Origin of the sequence: Mycobacterium attenuatum (assembly GCF_900566085.1) — a bacterium.
Classification (GTDB): domain Bacteria; phylum Actinomycetota; class Actinomycetes; order Mycobacteriales; family Mycobacteriaceae; genus Mycobacterium; species Mycobacterium attenuatum.
Window position 1 is genome coordinate 1 of sequence record NZ_UPHT01000129.1, and the last position, 19,303, is coordinate 19,303.

Consider the following 19,303-nt stretch of genomic DNA (forward strand, 5'->3'; position numbering starts at 1 on the left):
GGCCCACCCCCACCGGCAGCGCCCACCAAAGCCCTGGCCCAACAAAGCGCCCTGGCCCAATTCACCATCCTGTGCCGGCGCTACCTGGCCGTCATCGCCGCCGACCGCCAATACTCGGTGTTCCTCCTGGTCCTGCCACTACTGCTGAGCCTGTTCGCCCACGCCGTGCCCGGCAACGCCGGACTCTCACTAGCCAAAGCCATCGAACAACGCTCCACCCAACCCTCCCAACTGCTGGTACTGCTCATCATCGGCGGCGCACTGATGGGCTGCGCCGCCTCCATCCGCGAAATCGTCAAAGAACAAGCCATCTACCGCCGCGAACACGGCATCGGCCTATCCGCCAGCGCCTACCTAGCCTCCAAACTCGTCGTCCTGACCGCACTCACCACCATCCAAGGACTCATCCTCGGATTCCTGGGCCCGGCGTTTTTGCCGGCGCCTGACCAATCGGTGGTTCTGCCCTGGCCGACCGTCGAGGTGGCCCTGGCTGTCGTCGCCGTCACGGTGGTCTCGATGATCATCGGCCTGCTGATCTCGGCGATGATCGGCAACGCCGACCGGGGCATGCCCCTGCTGGTGCTGGTGGTCATGGCCCAACTGGTGCTCTGCGGCGGAATGTTCGGCGTCAGGGGAAGACCGCCACTGGAACAACTGGCCTGGCTATCCCCGTCCCGATGGGCCTACGCCATGGCCGCCGCCACCGTCGATCTCAACGATCTGCGCCGCACCGCCGGCGGGGACCAGGATCCGCTGTGGGACTACAAGGTCAGTAGCTGGCTAGTGGCCGCCGGAGCCTGCCTGGCACAGGCGGTCGTGCTGGTGATGCTCATCGCATTGCAGCTCAAGCGACTCGACCCGCAACGCAAAGCCCGCAGGTGACCGTGTGGTCAGGCGTGTTTCACGACGAACGGGACCGCGCTGACGGCCAGCGAACCGCAGCACAGCTGTACCGACAACAGCCGGTAGCCGAGGTAGTACACCCCGTAGGACCAGGCGCGTCCGGCGCTGGTACGCCACTGCACCGGCAGCGTGGCCGCAAGACCGACCATGGCGGTCATCGCGAACATGACGGCGACATGGGCCTTCAATCCGCTCCCGGAAGTGGTAGGCATCTCGGTTCCTTTCTGGAAACCCTTCTTGTCACCTGAGGAGAGCTTCTGCCTACGCGCTTGCCGCATCCTTGCGGATTTCTTGACGACGCCCGCGTCGCCCGGCGCCGGGCAGGTTCGAAGCGATACGCGGCAGGATTTTCGCTCCGCGGGCCAAGGCCGGTGCCCGGCTGGCGCGCTTGCCATTTCCCGAACTCGCGACTGCGCGCCCCACGGGCTGTTGTTGATAGTGTCTGCGGCATCGCGGCGTGACCGGGAGGATCAGCGATGAGTGACGCGCAGGGCTCGCGAGTGGGATCGATCTTCGGGCCCTACCGCCTGAAGCGACTGCTGGGCCGCGGCGGGATGGGCGAAGTCTACGAGGCCGAACACACGGTCAAAGAGTGGACGGTCGCGGTCAAGCTGATGTCGGAAACGTTCAGCAAGGACCCGGTGTTTCGCGAGCGGATGAAACGCGAAGCGCGCATCACCGGCCGGCTGCAGGAACCCCACGTGGTGCCGATCCACGACTACGGCGAAATCGACGGGCAAATGTACCTGGAGATGCGCCTCATCGAGGGCACCGACCTGGACAACATCCTCAAGCGCTTCGGCCCGCTGACCCCACCTCGGGCGGTGGCCATCGTCACCCAGATCGCCTCCGCCCTGGATGCGGCCCACGCCGCCGGCGTCATGCACCGCGACATCAAACCGCAGAACATCCTGGTGACCCGCGACGACTTCGCGTACCTGGTCGACTTCGGCATCGCCAGCGCCACCACCGACGAAAAGCTCACCCAATTGGGCACCGCGGTGGGCACCTGGAAGTACATGGCGCCCGAACGGTTTTCCAACGACGAGGTCACCTACCGCGCTGACATCTATGCGTTGGCCTGCGTGCTGCACGAATGCCTGACCGGGAGCCCGCCCTACCGCGCTGACAGCGCCAGCATGCTGGTCACCGCTCACTTGATGGATCCCATCCCTCAGCCCAGCACCCTGCGCTCGGGTATCCCCAAGGCCTTCGACGCGGTGATCGCGCGCGGCATGGCCAAAAAGCCCGAGGACCGCTACGCCAGTGCGGGAGACTTGGCGCTGGCGGCCCACGAAGCGCTCAGCGACCCCGACCAGGACCACGCGGCCGACATCCTGCGCCGCAGCCAGGAAGCTACGCTGCCTGGCCCGCCCACAGCCGCCGCGCCGCCGACGATGCCGGCCACTGGAATGGCGCCTTCGGCACCTCCTGCGGCCGCCGCGTCCACGCGGCAGCCGCCGCCGTATTACCCGGCCGGAGCCGGTTCGGTGCCCCCCTCAGGCCCTTCCGCCGGCCTGGGGCAGCCGAGAATGCCGGGACCCTCCGCGGCCTCCGGGCGGGTACCGCCGCCCCCTGCTCCGGCGGCCCCACCTTCGTGGCCCCAGACAGGCGGTCAAATGCCGGCCGGCCAGCCGGCCCCCGCGTTCTACCAGGGCGGCGGCTGGGGCGGTACCCCACCGAACGCCCCGCCGCCGGGACAACCCCCCGGCCCACCGGTCTGGAACCAGGGGCAGCAGCCCACGACATCACGCAACCGCAATCCGTGGCCGATCGTGGCCGCCGTCGCTATGGTGCTCGTCCTCGTGGTTGGCGGAGTGGGCATCTGGCTGGTCACCCGTCCCACCCCGACGCCGCCGCCGAAACCTATCTCGGAGGACCGGCTCAGCTCACTGTTGCTCAACGCGTCTGAGATCAACTCCGTGATGGGCGCATCCAATATTCAGCCGGGAAAGCCCATTACGTCGATGGACACTTCCCCGGTGACCCTGTCGCTGCCAGACTGCCAGGCGGCCTTGTATACCAGCCAGGATCCGGTGTACGCCGGCACGGGTTACACCGGCATCAGCGGTCTGGTGTCGTCGGAACCCGGGGACAACTACGACCATTGGGTCAATCAGGCCGTGGTGGCATTTCCCTCGGCCGACAAAGCCCGCTCGTTCCTGCAATCTGCGGCGGCCAAGTGGAAAAACTGCGCGGGCAAGACAGTGACCGTGACGAACCAGGGCAAAACCTATCGGTGGACGTTCGCCAACGTGGTCGGCAGCCCGCCGAAGATTACGGTCATCGACACCCAGGAGGGCGCCGACGGCTGGGAGTGCCAGCGCGCGATGAGTGTGGTCAACAACGTGGTCGTCGACATCAACGCCTGCGGTTACCACATCACCGACCAGGGTGGCCAGATCACCGACCAGATCATCGCCAAGGTCAACAAGGAAGCCAAATAGCGGCTAACTCCCCAGATCGGGTCCCTGCGCGCGGAGGTCGTCCACCGCCGACATGGCGATGCGCAACTTGGCAAGCCATTCCTCGGTGTGCTCACCGACCAGCCTGACCGACCACGCCAGGGCATCCGCGCGTGACCGCGCGACACCGGCGTCGACCAGCGTGTCCAGCACCTGGCGTTCCGGTTGGCGCAGGCGCGTCATTACCGGAACCGCGATATGGGTGAACAAGATCCGCTCGGTGCCGGTGTCGGAGACGACGTCCACGCCCCAGGACACCTTGCGTCCGTAGCGATCCTGCGCCTCGTCGGCGATCCTCATCCGCTCGGACCGGGTTTCCTCCCGGAACCGCGACGCTCGTCCTTTTGCCCGCGCCGGACTCTGCTCCGTTCCCGAATTCTCGGGTGCGGCCAGCGTGCCGATCACCGTGATCTCCTCACGGTCGACGACGACCGTGGGATCCCCGTCGAACCAGTCTTCGGGGAGACGTCCGGCGAACCATTCGGAGGCATCGGTGGCGTCGGGTTGCTGGGCCTGCTGCCAGCCCCCGGGGCGCCCGTGCCGGTGCCCGTGCATATGCTGATGTGCTTTCATAATTACATGATTACACCGTTGCGCCAGTGACGGAATATTGTTCGCTGGCGGTGAACGGCGGGGGGTAGGCAAACCAGCTCGGGCACTTCGGCCGACCCGAAACCATTGCTATCGGCTAATCCACGGTTGTATTTTTGGTAGCGAAGCAGGCCCGGAACTGACCGAACTCAAGTGCCGGAAGACGGGGTGAGATCCGGCAGCGCAGGACCCGCGTAAGACGGAGCCAGACGCCCCCGAGAGTCGCTCCGGGCCTGCCCATATGCGTGGTGGACTGCCCTTCGGATCGGCGTGTCCGGTCAAGCTCGACGGTTGCCGCCGTCGCCTCGCCGCACCCGAAACAACTTGACTTCATTCTTGATGCCCTTGAGGCGACGGATGCCCGCGAACGACCACTCGAAGCCGGCGCCGTCACCCACGGACTCCCAGACGGCATCGGCGACCAGCACAGTGCCGGGCCGCGCCACTCCGGTGACCCGGCTGGCCGCGTTCACCGGGCTGCCGAACCAGTCACCGGCCCGGCTCACCGCCATGCCGGACGCGACACCTGCGCGCAACCGGGGAAAATCCTCGTCGGCGTCGACGACCTCGACCAACTTCAGCACTGTGTCCAGCAGCGGCACCGGATCCGGACAGACGAACATCACCGCATCACCGATCGTCTTAATGAACCGCACCGGCGGAGCGGTCAGGTCACGGGCCAAGCCTGCCAGCCGGCCGGCAAGCTGGCCCAGCTCCTCGGCCGATACCGCTTCACCGAGTTTGGTGAAGCCGACAAGATCGGCGAAGGCAACGCTAACCTGCCGCGCACCCGGCAGCGGCTTGCCGGCTGCTCGCTCACCGGCATTGACGGCTTCGGTTTCCAGCATGTGCCGCAACTGCATGAACAGCATGTCTTGGATCATCGGGCCGAGCAACGGCACGATCCGGCTGACCAGCGCCTGGGACGCCTGGGCGATCTGCACCTCGGTGACGCCCGGACGCATGATCGCCGACAGCGCCGTATAGCGCATGGCCTCGGCGGCGTGCGACAGGCCTTCCGCGAGAACACGCACCACCATGACGACCTGATCGGGATTCAGCCCCAGCTCGACGAACCGCTGCGCGGTTGCGGCGGCTTCACCGTCGGCTCGCATGTGTACGGCCGCGTCCGGGTCGTCGACCCTGGCCAAACCGATGGCGCGCTGCACCCGCTGCAGCAGGGTGAGGTCGATGCCGTAAGTCTGGCTGATCTCGCGGGCGGATACGTACGTGCCGTCGTCGCCGACCAGCCGGCGGGTGGCCAGCAGCAGCGGCGGGTTGGCCGCCCGGATCTCGGCGGTGCTGATGCCCTGTTCGAGCAGCCACTCGATCAGCTCGGCGCGCTCCGCGCTTGCCGCGCCGTCGAGACCGTCGAGCAGATCGTCGGTATCGCGGTCGTCCGGCTCGGGCACGTGGTCCACGGTGTCCTCCCCATGTCCGTTACCGCCCAACGTATAACGCCGCCGCCAGGCGCGGCCCGTCGACGGACCAGACGGCGGGCCGGCACGTCGACCGAGCCGGCTCTCAAGGTAATATCCGGCCATGCCGTGAGCTGCCGGCACCATGTTTGCTGGATGCACCCTTGTGCGGCTACTCGGCTCGGGGGGCCTGGACGAGGTGCCTCGCGCAGCATCCTCGGTTGCCGCGCCGTGATGTTGAAAGCGCTGCCTCGGGATGTATCCGCGGACAGCGTGTTCCGTGAGCGGTTCCAACGCGAAGCCGAGATGGCGGCCGCGCTGTTTCACCACCACATCGTCGGCGTCTACGATCGCGGCGAATTCAACGGTCAGCTGTGGATCGCGATGGACTACGTCGAGGGAACCGACGCAGCGCAACTCAGCGCCAACCGCTACCCCGAGGGCATGCCCGTCACCGACGAGGCCACCATAGTGACAGCTGTGGCCGGCGCACTCGACTACGCCCATCAGCGAGGTCTGCTGCACCGTGATGTCAACCCCGCCAATGTCTTGCTGACCGAGCCAGACGGGGATCGTAATCGGCGAATATTGTTGGCGGACTTCGAGACAGCATGCCAAGTCGGCGATATCACCGCGACAAACCTGACGGTCGACACGGCCGCATATTGCGCACCCCAACAGCTGATGGGCGCCCGTATCGACGGCCGCGCCGACCAATATGCGTTGGCCGCCAACGCCTTCCACATTCTCACGGGTGTACGTCCGTATGAGCATTCCAGCCCGGTCACGGTGATCAGCCAGCACCTCAATGCAGCACCGCCAAAGCTGAGCGACCGGCGACCCGAGCTTGCTTGGCTGGGACCGGTTTTGGAGACTGCGATGGCAAAACAGCCCAATGACCGCTACCCCAGCTGCGGAGAGTTCGCCCGGGCGTTAGCTCGAGGCGCCACGCCCCATATGGGCCCCTATGTAGGCATGGCAGCGCACCGGCCGGATGATCGGACCATGGCAGTGGGAATCGCTCCTGCTCCGTGATAGCTAAGGTCACTCTTGCCGGCATCGAGTCGTTGACCGCCGAGAAAGCCTCGATCCTGCTGTTCGTCGATCAAAGTACAACCAGCAAAGACAAATCCACACCTGTAGTCACCGCGAGCTCGGTTCGCGCCCGGCTGACGAAAGTGAGCGGCACGTGGTTGATCGATTCATGAATCCGATCTAGGCGCCGCCGCTGCATGCCGATGTGCAGCTATGACACCGGCGGCCGCCGGTGGGCCCACGGGCGGGTCACTTCGATCTGCGCGGCCAGCGACAGCAGCGTCGCCTCGTCATAGGGCCGGCCGACGAGTTGCACCGACATCGGCATGCCGTCGTCGTCGAAGTCCCACGGCACCACCGCCGCTGGCTGGCCGGTCAAATTCCAGACCTGTTGGTAGGGCACCCGTGGGGCCGCCAGCAACAGCGTCGACACCGCGCCCCGGCGCTGATAAGCACCGATCCGGGACGGGCCGGCCGCCGTGCCCGGGGTGACGACGACGTCGACGCCGTCGAAGATCGACTGGATGCGGCTGCTCAGCGCGGCTTCCGCGGCGCGCAGGGCCGCCATCCGGCGGTCGGAAAAGAACGAACCCATCCTGGCTATAGCGCGGGTGCGCGGTTCAAGACGCTCCGGATGCGCCTGCGCGTCGGCGTCGTCGCTGATCCCGCGCAGATAGCGGGGGAAGAAGTTGGCGTACAACGTGGCCGGATACTCGGGGTCTTCGACGACCACATCGTGGCCGAGATCGCGCAGCAGCGCACCGGCCTGCTCGACCGCCGCCAGCTGCGCCTTGCCGACCCGGACCGGAAGCGGTGTGGGAACCTTGGTGCTCAAGGCAATTCGCAGCCGTCCGGGTGCGCGGGCGGCAGCATCGACGAATTCTCCCTCGGGGCCGGGGACCGTGGTCGTCACGTCGAGAAGCAGCGCGGCGTCACGCACCGACCGCGTGATCGGGCCGTTGACACTCAGCCCGTACCAGGCGTCGTCGTGGGGCTCCAGCGAGATCCGGTCACGTTGCGGCTTCAGCCCGAACACGCCGCACCAGGTCGCCGGTATGCGGATCGACCCGCCGCCGTCGGATCCGAAGGCGACCGGAGCCAACCCGCCAGCCACCGCGGCGGCACTGCCGCCACTGCTGCCGCCCGGAGTGCGGGCGGGATTCCACGGATTGCGGGTCGCCCCGAAGGTCAGCGACTCGGTGTAGGGCATCATCATCAGCTCGGGCACATTGGTCTTGCCGATGATCACCGCACCCGCAGCGCGCAGCCGGCGCACCAACTCCGCATCGGCGGTCACCGCCGGGCCGTGCCCGCCGCCACCGTAGGTCGTCACCTCTCCGGCGACGTCGACATCGTCCTTGATCGCGATCGGCAGGCCGAGCAGCGGCAGCCGCTCGCCGGCGTCGAGGCGCTGCTGGGCCGCCTCGGCCTCCTCGCGCGCGCAGTCGTAGCGCACCACCCGGTAGGCACGCAGCTGGCTATCCAGGTACTCGATGCGTTCCAGATAGACCTCGAGAAGTACCGGTGCGGTGATTTCACCGTCGGCCAGCATTCGCACCTGCTCCGTTGCGCCGACGAAGGCGAGCTCGCTAGGGTCCACTGCCGCAGCGTATCCCGCCCCATCGGGCGGTTCCAGGCGGTCCCGCGTAGGCAGCGCCCAGTACGGTGGCCATATGTCCTGTGTGTTCTGTGCGATCGTCGCCGGTGAAGCCCCAGCCATTCGGATCTACGAAGACGACGGCTATCTGGCCATCCTCGACATCCGCCCGTTCAGCCGCGGCCACACCCTGGTGCTACCCAAACGACACACCGTCGACATCACCGACACCCCGCCGGAAACGCTGGCCGACATGGTCACGATCGGCCAGCGGATCGCCAAGGCCGCCCGTGCCACCGACCTGGCCGACGCCACCAACATCGCGATCAACGACGGCAGTGCCGCCTTCCAGACGGTGTTCCACATTCACCTGCACGTGCTACCGCGGCGCAACGGCGACAAGCTGGCCCTTGCCAAGGCGATGGTGCTGCGTCGCGACCCGGACCGTGAGACCACCGGACGAATCCTGCGCCAAGCGCTGGCCCGGATCGACGCGAGCCAGTAAGACTGGACCATGAGTAATCTCACGCTGCTCGAGCGATTAATCGGCGCGCCCCTTTTGCGACTGCACGACACCGTTTACCAGAAGACCAATGGGCGCATCGGACACCGCATCCCGGGTGTTCCACCGAGCCTGCTGCTGCACACCGTTGGCGCCAAGACCGGCCAGCCGCGCACCACGTCGTTGACCTACGCACGTGACGGCGACTCGTATCTGATCGTCGCCTCCAACGGAGGTGCCGATCGCTATCCCGGCTGGTATCACAATCTGCGTAAGCATCCGCGGTGCGAAATCAATGTGGGCGCACGGCGATTGGCGGTAACCGCTCGCCGGGTCAACCCGGACGATGCGGACTACTCCCGGATGTGGCAGCTCGTCAACAAGAACAACGCGAATCGATACACCGGTTACCAGCGCCGCACGCCGCGACCCATCCCGATCTTTGCGTTGACCCCGGCCCCCTAAAACGCCTCGTCATACCGCCGGGCCGGTCCTCACCGATTATCCTGCGCTAGAGCGCGCGGTGAAGCTGCCAATTGTCACCGGCATTGGGCGCGAAGCGACTGGAGCGGCTATGAATCGCGGCACGCCCAATCCAAGGCGACCCCTCGGACTACCGGCGCGCGCTGACTGGCTCGTCGGCGGCGGATACGCCGTCGCGGTCGCGCTGAGCGCGGCGATGTCGATCCCAGGCTGGCCGGGCGGCTACCCGGCGGGGCCGGTCGACCAGCTGGTGCCGGTGTTGTCGCTGCTTTTCACCACGGTGTGTAGCGCCACGGCGGCCCGCTGCGGGACCGGCCGCCGCCGATCGGGATGGCTGGCGCTGACGGCGGCGCTGGTGGGATGGGCGATCGGTGAGGTCATCTGCGCGGTGGCCGAGGTGTGTCCGCAACCCGCTCACGTCTCGCATCCGACGGTGGCCGAGCTGGCGTTGCTGTGGTATCCGGTGGGTGCGACGGCGGCGTTGGTGCTGCTGTCCGGCCCTGTTCGGCGTACACCCTGGCGGTTGATTCTCGACGGTGTCATCGTCGCGACGTCGCTGTTCGTGGCCTCGTGGGTATTCATCCTCAACAAAGTGGTACGGGACCCCAGCAGCTCGCGGCCGGTGATATTCACCCACGTTTTCGCCGACGTCGCCGTCATGACCGTCGCGATATTGGTGTTGTCGCGAACCCTACCCGGCGGGCGGCTCAGCCTGAGTCTGCTGGCCGGCGGGATCACCGTCATCGGCAGTGCCGACATCGTGATCGTGTTCCAGACCGGAGTCGGCGGCTATCACACCGGCGAGCTGGTCGACCTGCCCCGGGTGGCCGGCTTGGGCTTGGTGGCGCTGGCGGCGCTGACCAGCGTCAGGGAGTCCCCGACGGCCGCTTCGGACGAGACCAGTCAGACCGAGGCCACGTCCCGGCTTCGGCTGTGGTTGCCGTACCTGCCGCTGGTGCTGGCCGCGGCGATCGGACTGATCCACCTCATGGACCAGGTGCGGCGCTGGCCGTTGCTGTTCGCCGCGCTGGGCATTCTGGTGGCCGCCGTGCTGGCCCGCCAGCTGGTGGTCCTCGTCGAGAACCAGGCACTCTTGGCTGAGGTGGCGCAGGAGGCCTTTCGCGACAGCCTGACCGGTCTGGCCAATCGAGCCCGGTTTCTCAGCCGACTAGAACGAGCTATCGCCGGTCGCGATCAGCGCCCGACACCGATCGCAGTGCTATGCCTGGACCTGGACAACTTCAAACAGGTCAACGACGCCCTGGGTCATCCGGCCGGCGACGAGTTGCTCATTCGGGTCGCCGGCCTGCTGACCGCTTCCCTGGACGAATCGGCGACCGTCGCCCGGCTTGGCGGGGACGAGTTCGCGGTGCTCATCGAGGGCTCCGTCGAGCAAACACAAGCCGCGGCGCATCGCCTTCTCGGCGCATTCGACGCGGCGATCGTCATCGACGGTGTTCCGTTGACGGTCCGTCCCAGCATCGGGTACACGGTAGCCACCGCCGGATCGGCTTGCACCGTCGAAGAGCTTCTCCGGCATGCCGACCTGGCCATGTACGCCGCCAAACGCGAAGGCGGCGAACGGATCCGCAGCTTCGTACCCGATGTGCCCCTTCCCGAAGCGCTCGCGCTGCACGCCGCGGCGCCGGCATCGACCATCGGCGTTACTCCGGAAGACACGGGCGGCCCTGCAACACCGGGCCAAGACAAGACGACACCGCTGCGACGGCTGGCCGGCTTTGTGTCACCGACACCGGCGCGCCGGGACAGCCGGCCGCGCCACGGAGTCCGGTGGCCACCCGTGCCCGTTCGGATCACCTTGGCGCTCCTGGCGATTGGCGTCGCCGTTTACACCATGACGAGCCACGCCGGCGGTCACCGCGACTTCGCCGAAACCTTGTACCCAGCGCTGAACCTGCTGGCGGCCGCGATGATTGCCGCTCGCGCTCACTGCGTTGCCGCCGACCGGGTGGCTTGGGCCCTGATCGCGGCCGGACAGGCATGCGCGGCAGTGGGTGATGTCGTCTACTGGCTGTGGGTGCCGGACGGTCAATCGCCCTCGTCGGCCGATCCGCTGTACCTGGCGTTTTATCCGTTCGTCTACGCGGGGCTGCTGCTGCTCATGCGGGCTCGGCTGCAACGGGTGCCGGTTGCCGTGCGGCTCGATTCCCTGATTTGCGGATTGGCCAGCGCCGCCGTTGCCGCGGCCCTGACCGCAGGACCCATTCACGAGGCGGCAGCCCGAGCACCGGCCACCGTGCTGGTGGGCCTGGTGTATCCGTGGGGCGATCTGATACTCCTGGCCCTTGCCGCCGGCATACTGCCAATCCTGGGCTTGCGCAACGAGTTTCGCTGGAGCCTACTGGTCGTCGGGTTCATGCTGTTCGCGACCGTCGACACCCTGTACCTCTTCGAAACCTCTGCGGGATCGTACCGGGTGGGCACCTGGTTCGATGCCCTGTGGCCGGCGTCGTCGCTGCTGGTGGCCGTGGCCAGTTGGGCGCCCTGGTCGTCGGCGGAGCCCGCGCCGAAACGCGGCCTCGGTTCGTACACCACGCCCGTGGCCGGCACCGTCGTGGCGCTGGGAGTCATTGTGCTGGGCCCACACTCGCGGATCGCGGCCGCGATGGCCGCGTTGAGCCTGATCGCGGTCGCTGCTCGGTTCTCGGTGGCGTTCCGGGAAGTCAGTCTGTTGGCCGAAAACCACCAGCACGCCATGACCGACGAGTTGACCACGCTGCCCAATCGGCGTTCGCTGGCGACGGCACTGACTGCGCTGTCGGTCAACGGGCCGAGCGTGGCGCCCCTACTCCCACCACATCGAGCACTGTTGTTGCTGCGCCTTGACGAGTTCGAGGAGATCGCCCGCTCGGTCGGCCGCCACTTCCCCGATGAGCTGCTGTGCCACATCGCGAATCGCCTGTCGCGGTATGTGCGTCCGGTAGACATGTTGGCGCGCACCGGTGCCGACGAGTTCGCGATCCTGCTGAACGACGGCGCAGATCTCATTGCCGCACGCGCCCAGGCGGGTCGGCTGCTCGAGGCCATTGGTGAACCGTTCACACTGGATCCGATGACCGTGCAGATCGATATCCGCATTGCCATTGCGCTGTATCCCGAGCACTGTGACTACCCGCAGGAGCTGCTCAATCGCGCCGAGACGGCGATTGCGCACGTCAAGGGCGCGCAGAGCAAAGTCGTGGTTTACGACCCGTCCTTCGAGTTGTGTCGCGAGAACGATCCCGCCCTCATCGAAGACCTACGCGCCGCGCTCATCGACGGCAACGAACTGACCTGCCACTATCAGCCCAAGATCAACGCCGACGACGGCAGTATCCACAGCGTCGAGGCACTGCTGCGCTGGCATCATCCCAGCCGGGGGATGCTGCTTCCAGAGGAGTTCCTGCCCGCCGCCGAACGCGCCGGGCTGATGCGCAAGGTGGCCAGCCGCACCCTCGATCTCGCGCTCGCCCAGCTCCGCTCCTGGCGTGAGCAGGGTATGTGTTTGACCGTGGCCGTCAACCTTTCGACGACGAACCTGCTTGACCTCGATCTGGTGGGCACCATCGAGGGGCTACTGAAGGCCCACGGGCTGCCCGCCGACGCTTTGATCATCGAAATCACCGAAAGCATCCTCGTCGACTCGGTACGGTCCCGCGATACCGTCGCGGCGTTGCAGCACCTCGGCGTTCGCATCTCACTTGACGATTACGGCACCGGATGGTCGTCGCTGGCGCGCTTGCAGGACGTCTCGGTCGACGAATTCAAACTCGACCGGGTGTTCGTGGCGAGACTGGCGCAGGATCCCCGTTCGGTTGCGATCGTGCGGTCGACGGTGGCGCTGGCCCACAGCCTGGGAGCCGACCTGGTCGCCGAAGGAGTCGAAGACGAGGTGACCTTGAGCGCACTGCGACGCTACGGCTGCACCATCACCCAGGGTTTCGTGCACAGTCCGCCGTTGCCGGCGGATGAGGTGGTGCGGTGGATCAGCAGTCATGTGCCCGATCCGGCTTGACATCCCACCCCAAGCAGACCTCAGCAGGTTTACCGTGGCCACACTGGTGCCGCAGCTCGCGTGGTTTCAGCATCGTGTTCGCCATCGCGGTACCACCCGGGGCCGATCCGGTGACCGTCGGGAAACAGCGGCCAATTCCGCGTTGACTGAGAGCTTTTGGGGAGTGGGTTCTTGAGGGAGAGGTTCTTTCGTGCCGGCACTTGTGGCCGGGCCGGCGGTGGGACCATCGCCGTCGGCAACCAGCCGCACGATCCGGTCGAGCGCTTCCTGCGGCGTGGTGGCCAACGACGACACGACCGGAAGCTCGACGCAGCGCGCAGCGTACTTACCGTGTCCCGGTGACCAGGCGACGTGATAGGTGTAGCGGTCATCCATACGCACGGGCTCCTTGTTCGGGCTTGGATGATGTCGGCAAATCACGGGCTACCGGATCCGGTCGACAATCACCTTCGTTGAGAGGCAATGGGCCTTCATTGAGAGGCAATGGGTTTGCGGTGCAACGCGACGCGTCCAGGACCGAGACTGGCCACCGCAAGCAGGCTGACTGGCTGAGCCCCCGTCCGTCACAACCCTACCGGGGATGCCGGCGTTTGGCGGGGTTTGACGGTCGCCGACACCGATATGTGTGGACCATCCCAGACGCGGGCTGCTGTGAGCAAGCGCACGTCCAGCGGCGCATGACGGCGGGTAGTCCGTCGACAACCCGACCGTGGCGAGCCACGGCGGCACGCGAGCCCGGTATCGACGTTAAGACCTTGCATCCTAACGACTTTGCCGATCACTGACGCGGGCGCTCAGCCCAGCAGGCGCGCACCGAGCCGCCGCGGCGGCGACGTTGTCCTGGCGGTTCAGCGCGGTTGGTAGTCCTCGAGGGCGAGCGAGTGCACGACGCGTTCAAATTCTTCCTGGGGTATCGGTTCGCCACCGGGAATGTTGTCGCTGACCAGCCACTGGTTGCGCTCGACGTAACCGCTGAATTCGGCGTGGTAGTTGGCAAACCCGCGCTGGTAATCGGTGCCGGCCGCCGCGAGCTCGCCGGCCAGGATGTAGGCGCCGAGCAGGGCGACACTGGTCCCTTGCCCGGACAGCGGCGAACAGCAGTAGGCCGCGTCGCCGACGAGCGCGACCCGGCCCTTGGACCAGCGGTCCATCACGATCTGCGACATCTCGTCGAAGTAGAAGTCCGGCGCCGCCTTCATATAGTGCAGCAGCTGTGCGCGAACCCAGCCGTCGCTGGCCATCCGCCGTTCCAACTCGGCGAATTGAGCCTCTTTGTCGCGGTAGTCGATCCGCAGGTCGGGATCCATGAATCCCAATGCGGCGCGAGCCTCGGTATTGCCCCGTGCGCTGTAGACCCCGGCCATGGTGGAGTCCCCGTAATGCCACTTCTGCCAATAATCGAGCTCCAGAAAGTTGGGCACGGTGAAAATCGCCGCGAAAGTGCCCAGCCTTTTGATGAATTGCTCCTCCGGACCGAAAACCAGCCTGCGCACATTGGAATGCAATCCGTCGGCGCCGACGACGAAGTCGAAGCTGCGAGGCTCGGCGCTTTCGAAGGTCACCGCGACCGCGGAACCATCGTCATCCAGCGCGGTGATGCTGTCGGTGAAGACATATTCGGTCCCGGGTTGGGTTGCGCCGTAGAGCAATTCGATGAGATCGTCGCGCAGCAGCTCGATATTGGGATTATCGATGGGGCCACCGGTCGGGGTCGACTCGGTGTCGCGGGACAACTCGTTGCCGTCACGATCGACCACGGAGGCGCCGCGAATGCCCGTCTTGCACTCCTGCGCGGCGGCCAGCAGCCCCATGCGGTCCAGCACCGTCAACGCCGGGCCGCGAACGTCGATCGCCTGACCGCCCGGCCGCAGCCCAGGATGGCGTTCCACCACCGTGACCGAAAAGCCGTGCCGTCCAAGCCAATACGCCGTAGCAGTACCGGCCACACTGGCGCCGGAAATCAGAACTGTTCGCACCCTTACTCAATTCCTGCCAGAGTCTTCGCGTCGCGGATTACGTCGTCGAGCATTGCCGGAGTCAACTTACCGGTGAACACGTTCTGCTGGCTCGGGTGGTAGCAGCCGAGCAATCGCAGTCCCGACCGCAACTCGGCCACGACACCATGGCCGAACCGCGGCTTGGGCTTGGCGAGCGCGCCAGACATCCGCAACGCAATCTGCCAGGCGAACCCACCCAGGGCAACGATCACCCGCACGTCCTCGGCGACCAGTCGCCACTCGGTGTCCAGCCACGGCGAGCAGGTCAACCGCTCGGCTGGGGTGGGCGCATTGGCCGGCGGCGCGCACCGCACCGGCGCGACGATCCGAATCTGATTGGCGCACAAGCCGTCAGCGGCGTCCACGCTGGTCGGTTGATTCACCAGGCCGGCGCGGTGCAGCGCCGCATAAAGCTGATCTCCGGACCGGTCGCCGGTGAACATGCGCCCGGTCCGGTTGGCCCCGTGCGCGGCCGGGGCCAGGCCGACGATCAACAGCCGCGGCCGCTCCGAACCCCAACTAGGCACCGGGCGTCCCCAATACGGCTGATCGGCGAAGGCGCGGCGTTTGGCGACAGCGACTTCTTCACGCCAGCTCACCAGCCGGGGGCAGGCCCGGCAGACGCTGACCAGGGCATCGAGTTCGGGAATCGAGCATGCCGCGCCGGCCAGTTGCACGACTTGCGCGGCATCGGCGGCCACCGGCGTCTGCGGTGTCGCCGGATCGCCCGGCCAGCCAGAGCCGGGATCGACCGGCGACCCGAATGCCTGGCCGGTGTTCGGATGCATGAGCACACCAACATCCTGCACGGCAACATCGTGCACGGCGCCGAAATTCGGTGGTCCCCGATACGGCTTTGGCGTTAGATTCAGCCGCGATATTTATGAACGACAACAACAGCCGCGGCCCGGTGCTCCTGGTCCTGTTCGCCACCTTGATGGCGTGTGCGGGCGACGGCATCTCGATAGTGGCATTCCCGTGGCTGGTGTTGCAGCGCGAAGGCAGCGCAGGCCAGGCGTCGATCGTGGCCGGCGCGACCACCCTGCCGCTGCTGTTCTCGACGCTGATCGCGGGCACCGCCGTCGATTATTTCGGTCGTCGGCGCGTGTCGATGATTTCCGACACGTTGTCCGGGACCGCGGTGGCCGCCGTCCCGATGGTGGCCTGGACATTCGGCGCCGACGCCGTCAATGTGGTGGTGCTGGCGGCGCTGGGCGCCTGTTCGGCCGCCTTCGACCCGGCCGGGATAACCGCCCGCCAGTCGATGCTGCCCGAGGCCGCCGCCCGGGCCGGCTGGACGCTGGACCGGGTCAACAGCACCTACGAGGCCATCCTCAACCTCGCGTTTGTCGTCGGACCGGGCATCGGCGGCATCATGATCGCCACTGTCGGCGGCATCAACACCATGTGGATCACGTCCGGGGCGTTCGGGTTGTCCATCCTCGCCATGGCGGCCCTGCGACTCGAAGGCGCCGGCAAACCACACCACGCGACCCGGCCCGAGGGGCTGGTCTCCGGGGTGGCCGAGGGACTTCGGTTCGTGTGGAGTTTGCGGGTACTGCGGGCGCTGGCGCTGATCGACCTGTCGGTCACCGCGCTGTATCTGCCGATGGAAAGCGTGCTGTTCCCCAAGTATTTTTCCGACCGCCACCAACCAGCCCAGCTGGGCTCGGTGTTGATGGCGATCTGCTTGGGTGGACTGGTCGGCGCGCTCGGCTACGCGACGGTGTCGAACTACGTGAGCCGGCGCACCATCATGCTGACCGCGGTGCTCACGCTCGGTACGGCGACGGCAGTCATCGCGCTGCTGCCGCCGCTGCCGGTGATCCTGGTGTGCTGCGCGCTGATCGGCCTGGTCTACGGGCCGATCCAGCCCATCTACAACTACGTGATGCAAACCCGGGCGCCGCACTACCTGCGCGGCCGGGTGGTCGGAGTGATGACGTCGCTGGCCTTTGCCGCAGGTCCGTTGGGATTGCTGCTGGCCGGCCCACTGACCGATGCCGCCGGACTGAATGTGACGTTCTTGGCGCTGGCGCTGCCGATCTTGCTGACCGGTGTGGTGTGTATTCGGCTCCCGTCGCTGCGCGAACTGGACGGGGCGCCCGAGCCGGACTCACGTCAGCCCTCGAAGGTGTGAGGTCGCGCGTCAGCCGCCGAGGATCTTGCGCTTCTCCTGCTCGAATTCCTCGTCGGTGAGCAGGCCGCGCTCTTTCAGCGCGGCCAGTCGCTCTAGCCGGTCGATCGGGTCGGCGCGCGGCGGTGGTGTCGTGGGGAACTGCTGGGCCGCCTGGCCCTGACAGGCCTGCACCGTCTCGTACGTCCAATGCTGAACCTCGGCGCCGCGCCGCAGCATCTCGGCCCGAAATGCGTTGGGATCGGCCATGGCCTGACGGATCACATCACCCAGCGGCATACCCATGACCTGTGCACCGGCCAAGTCCGGCCGCACGGTGGTGACGGCGTCGACAACGGTGTCGGCGGCCTGCCGGTGGTCGAGTTGAACCCGGCTGTGATCCTTAGGGTCGTAACGCACCGCCAGCCTGGCGCCCGGACGCGGACGGGTGGTCTGCGGGAGCAGCGCGTGGAGTTGGGTCTCGAAAGCCGGCTCGTTCTCGGGCGTCACCCGCAGTGTCAGCTTCCAGCGAACCTCGGTGTTATCCACCAGATTCGGGTTCCCGATCGTCACCGACATCGCCGACTGCTCGGCGGCCAGGACGTCCGCGAACGCCCGCACACCGATCTTGTCGAGTTTTCTTCGCCCGAACATGTCGCCCAGCCCTTCCAAGATTGCTCAACTGTACAGCGGACACCGGCCCGTAGGATCGGTCCGTGACTGCCTCGTGAACGCCGTGAACGAAGGGGCGCTGGCCACCCTGATCGGCAGCCTGCCGGAGGGGATGGTAGTCACCGACCCCGCCGTCACCGAGGGCTACCGCCAAGACCGTGCCCTCGACCCGGCGGCCGGCAAACCGCTGGCTGTGGTTCGGCCGCGCCGCACCGACGAGGTGCAGACCGTACTGCGTTGGGCCAGCGCCAACCGGGTGCCGGTGGTCACCCGGGGAGCCGGCACCGGATTGTCGGGCGGGGCCACCGCTTTGGACAACGGCGTCGTGCTGACGACGGAGAAGATGCGCGACATCACCATCGACCCGGTCACCCGGACCGCGGTATGCCAGCCCGGCCTGTTCAATGCCGAGGTGAAGCAGGCCGCCGCCGAACACGGCCTCTGGTATCCGCCGGACCCGTCGTCGTTCGAGATCTGCAGCATCGGGGGCAATATCGCTACCAACGCCGGCGGGTTGTGCTGTGTGAAATACGGGGTCACCACCGACTACGTGCTGGGCATGCAGGTGGTGCTGGCCGACGGCACCGCGGTCCGTCTCGGCGGGCCCCGCTTGAAAGACGTGGCCGGTCTCTCGCTGACCAAGTTGTTCGTGGGCAGCGAGGGCACGCTGGGCGTCATCACCGAAGTGACATTGCGGCTGCTGCCCGCGCAACATGCGTCGAGCATCGTGGTGGCCAGCTTTGCGTCGGTGGAGTCGGCCGTCGACGCGGTGCTCGGCGTCACGGCTCGGCTTCGCCCGTCAATGCTGGAGTTCATGGACTCGGTGGCCATCAACGCCGTCGAGGACACCATGCGCATGGACTTGGACCGCGGCGCGGCGGCCATGCTGGTAGCCGGCTCAGACGAACGCGGCGGCGCCGGCGCCGAGGACGCCGCGGTCATGGCCGCCGTTTTTGCCGATAGCGGTGCGACGGAAGTCTTTTCGACCGATGATTCGGATGAGGGCGAGGCGTTTGTCGCCGCCCGCAGATTCTGCATCCCGGCGGTGGAGACCAAGGGATCGCTATTGCTGGAAGACGTCGGGGTCCCCTTGCCGGCGCTGGGCTCATTGGTCAGCGGGATTGCCCGGATCGCCGACGAGCGCGAGCTTATGATCTCGGTGATCGCCCACGCCGGCAACGGCAACACGCATCCGCTGCTGGTCTATGACCGCGCAGACGTTGCGATGGCCGAACGCGCCCATGTCGCATACGGCGAGATCATGGACCTGGCAGTCGGTCTGGGCGGCACGATCACCGGCGAGCACGGCGTCGGCCGGCTCAAACGGCCGTGGCTGGCAGGCTACCTCGGGCCCGACGCGATGGATCTCAACCGGCGCATCAAGCAAGCATTGGACCCGCTCAGCATCCTCAACCCCGGCAGCGGCATCTGATTCGTCGCGGCCGTGGCTGCGAGGCGGCAGCGTCGAGTGTGCAGCCAGGGCGCCGAGTGTGCAGGGGCGGCGCCGAG

15 protein-coding genes and 1 pseudogene are annotated in these 19,303 nt (G+C 66.8%); 8 read left to right on the forward strand and 8 right to left on the reverse strand.

Going from position 1 to position 19,303, the window contains the following annotated elements; genetic code table 11:
- Positions 1–882: ABC transporter permease (locus EET13_RS20590; RefSeq protein WP_136623208.1), on the forward strand; the 882-nt coding region annotated here is incomplete at its 5' end.
- A gap of 8 nt (positions 883–890) precedes the next feature.
- Here EET13_RS20590 and EET13_RS20595 read toward each other — a convergent pair.
- Positions 891–1,115, reverse strand: coding sequence for a hypothetical protein (locus EET13_RS20595; protein WP_136623209.1), 225 nt, complete (start codon positions 1,113–1,115; stop codon positions 891–893).
- A gap of 264 nt (positions 1,116–1,379) precedes the next feature.
- Between EET13_RS20595 and EET13_RS20600 the strand changes: the two genes are divergently transcribed.
- On the forward strand, positions 1,380–3,350 hold the full coding sequence (locus tag EET13_RS20600) for a serine/threonine-protein kinase PknH/PknJ (protein WP_122444014.1): 1,971 nt from the start codon (positions 1,380–1,382) through the stop codon (positions 3,348–3,350).
- A gap of 3 nt (positions 3,351–3,353) precedes the next feature.
- On the opposite strand, the gene EET13_RS20605 is transcribed toward EET13_RS20600, so the two are convergent.
- Both EET13_RS20605 and EET13_RS20610 read right to left on the reverse strand, forming a co-directional pair.
- Entirely contained in the window at positions 3,354–3,941 is a 588-nt protein-coding gene (locus tag EET13_RS20605) for a hypothetical protein (RefSeq protein ID WP_122444015.1), read from the reverse strand.
- A gap of 296 nt (positions 3,942–4,237) precedes the next feature.
- Positions 4,238–5,380, reverse strand: coding sequence for an adenylate/guanylate cyclase domain-containing protein (locus EET13_RS20610; RefSeq protein WP_244604020.1), 1,143 nt, complete (start codon positions 5,378–5,380; stop codon positions 4,238–4,240).
- A gap of 142 nt (positions 5,381–5,522) precedes the next feature.
- Here EET13_RS20610 and EET13_RS20615 point away from each other — a divergent pair.
- Positions 5,523–6,391: pseudogene (locus EET13_RS20615) on the forward strand (serine/threonine-protein kinase); the annotation flags it as partial.
- Positions 6,392–6,623: 232 nt separating this feature from the next.
- On the opposite strand, the gene EET13_RS20620 reads toward EET13_RS20615, so the two are convergent.
- Entirely contained in the window at positions 6,624–8,012 is a 1,389-nt protein-coding gene (locus EET13_RS20620) for an amidase (protein ID WP_122444016.1), read from the reverse strand.
- 73 nt (positions 8,013–8,085) lie between these two features.
- On the opposite strand from EET13_RS20620, the gene EET13_RS20625 reads away from it, so the two are divergent.
- From EET13_RS20625 to EET13_RS20635, 3 genes are all read left to right on the forward strand, one after another.
- On the forward strand, positions 8,086–8,514 hold the full coding sequence (locus tag EET13_RS20625) for an HIT family protein (RefSeq protein WP_122444017.1): 429 nt from the start codon (positions 8,086–8,088) through the stop codon (positions 8,512–8,514).
- Between the two features lie 9 nt (positions 8,515–8,523).
- Positions 8,524–8,976: a nitroreductase family deazaflavin-dependent oxidoreductase gene (locus tag EET13_RS20630; RefSeq protein WP_122444018.1), complete on the forward strand. Its 453-nt coding sequence runs from the start codon at positions 8,524–8,526 to the stop codon at positions 8,974–8,976.
- Between the two features lie 109 nt (positions 8,977–9,085).
- On the forward strand, positions 9,086–13,009 hold the full coding sequence (locus tag EET13_RS20635; protein WP_122444019.1) for a bifunctional diguanylate cyclase/phosphodiesterase: 3,924 nt from the start codon (positions 9,086–9,088) through the stop codon (positions 13,007–13,009).
- A 66-nt stretch (positions 13,010–13,075) separates the two neighbouring features.
- On the opposite strand, the gene EET13_RS20640 is transcribed toward EET13_RS20635, so the two are convergent.
- The 3 genes from EET13_RS20640 to EET13_RS20650 form a co-directional block, all read right to left on the reverse strand.
- The gene (locus EET13_RS20640; protein WP_122444020.1) at positions 13,076–13,384 is read right to left on the reverse strand and encodes a hypothetical protein; all 309 of its coding nucleotides are present in this window, start codon (positions 13,382–13,384) and stop codon (positions 13,076–13,078) included.
- 473 nt (positions 13,385–13,857) lie between these two features.
- Positions 13,858–14,985 (reverse strand): FAD-binding protein, encoded by a 1,128-nt coding sequence (locus tag EET13_RS20645; protein ID WP_122444021.1) that lies wholly within the window; start codon positions 14,983–14,985, stop codon positions 13,858–13,860.
- Positions 14,986–14,987: 2 nt separating this feature from the next.
- Positions 14,988–15,815 carry a uracil-DNA glycosylase gene (locus tag EET13_RS20650; protein WP_122444047.1) on the reverse strand — a complete coding sequence of 276 codons (828 nt, stop codon included), beginning with the start codon at positions 15,813–15,815 and terminating at the stop codon, positions 14,988–14,990.
- Between the two features lie 74 nt (positions 15,816–15,889).
- Between EET13_RS20650 and tap the strand changes: the two genes are divergently transcribed.
- Positions 15,890–17,146, forward strand: coding sequence for a multidrug efflux MFS transporter Tap (gene tap / locus EET13_RS20655; protein WP_122444022.1), 1,257 nt, complete (start codon positions 15,890–15,892; stop codon positions 17,144–17,146).
- 9 nt (positions 17,147–17,155) lie between these two features.
- On the opposite strand, the gene EET13_RS31740 is transcribed toward tap, so the two are convergent.
- Positions 17,156–17,794, reverse strand: a complete 639-nt coding sequence (locus EET13_RS31740) for an SHOCT domain-containing protein (RefSeq protein WP_244604021.1) — start codon at positions 17,792–17,794, stop codon at positions 17,156–17,158.
- A 64-nt stretch (positions 17,795–17,858) separates the two neighbouring features.
- On the opposite strand from EET13_RS31740, the gene EET13_RS20665 reads away from it, so the two are divergent.
- The gene (locus tag EET13_RS20665; RefSeq protein ID WP_122444049.1) at positions 17,859–19,226 is read left to right on the forward strand and encodes an FAD-binding oxidoreductase; all 1,368 of its coding nucleotides are present in this window, start codon (positions 17,859–17,861) and stop codon (positions 19,224–19,226) included.
- Positions 19,227–19,303: the final 77 nt, after the last annotated feature.

Excerpts from the sequence above, each read along its gene's own strand:
- EET13_RS20625 (WP_122444017.1), top strand. The coding sequence starts at position 8,086 with ATGTCCTGTGTGTTCTGTGCGATCGTCGCCGGTGAAGCCCCAGCCATT.
- EET13_RS20595 (WP_136623209.1), bottom strand. The coding sequence starts at position 1,115 with ATGCCTACCACTTCCGGGAGCGGATTGAAGGCCCATGTCGCCGTCATG.
- EET13_RS20635 (WP_122444019.1), top strand. The coding sequence starts at position 9,086 with ATGAATCGCGGCACGCCCAATCCAAGGCGACCCCTCGGACTACCGGCG.
- EET13_RS20605 (WP_122444015.1), bottom strand. The coding sequence starts at position 3,941 with ATGAAAGCACATCAGCATATGCACGGGCACCGGCACGGGCGCCCCGGG.
- EET13_RS20630 (WP_122444018.1), top strand. The coding sequence starts at position 8,524 with ATGAGTAATCTCACGCTGCTCGAGCGATTAATCGGCGCGCCCCTTTTG.
- EET13_RS20640 (WP_122444020.1), bottom strand. The coding sequence starts at position 13,384 with ATGGATGACCGCTACACCTATCACGTCGCCTGGTCACCGGGACACGGT.
- EET13_RS20600 (WP_122444014.1), top strand. The coding sequence starts at position 1,380 with ATGAGTGACGCGCAGGGCTCGCGAGTGGGATCGATCTTCGGGCCCTAC.
- tap (WP_122444022.1), top strand. The coding sequence starts at position 15,890 with ATGAACGACAACAACAGCCGCGGCCCGGTGCTCCTGGTCCTGTTCGCC.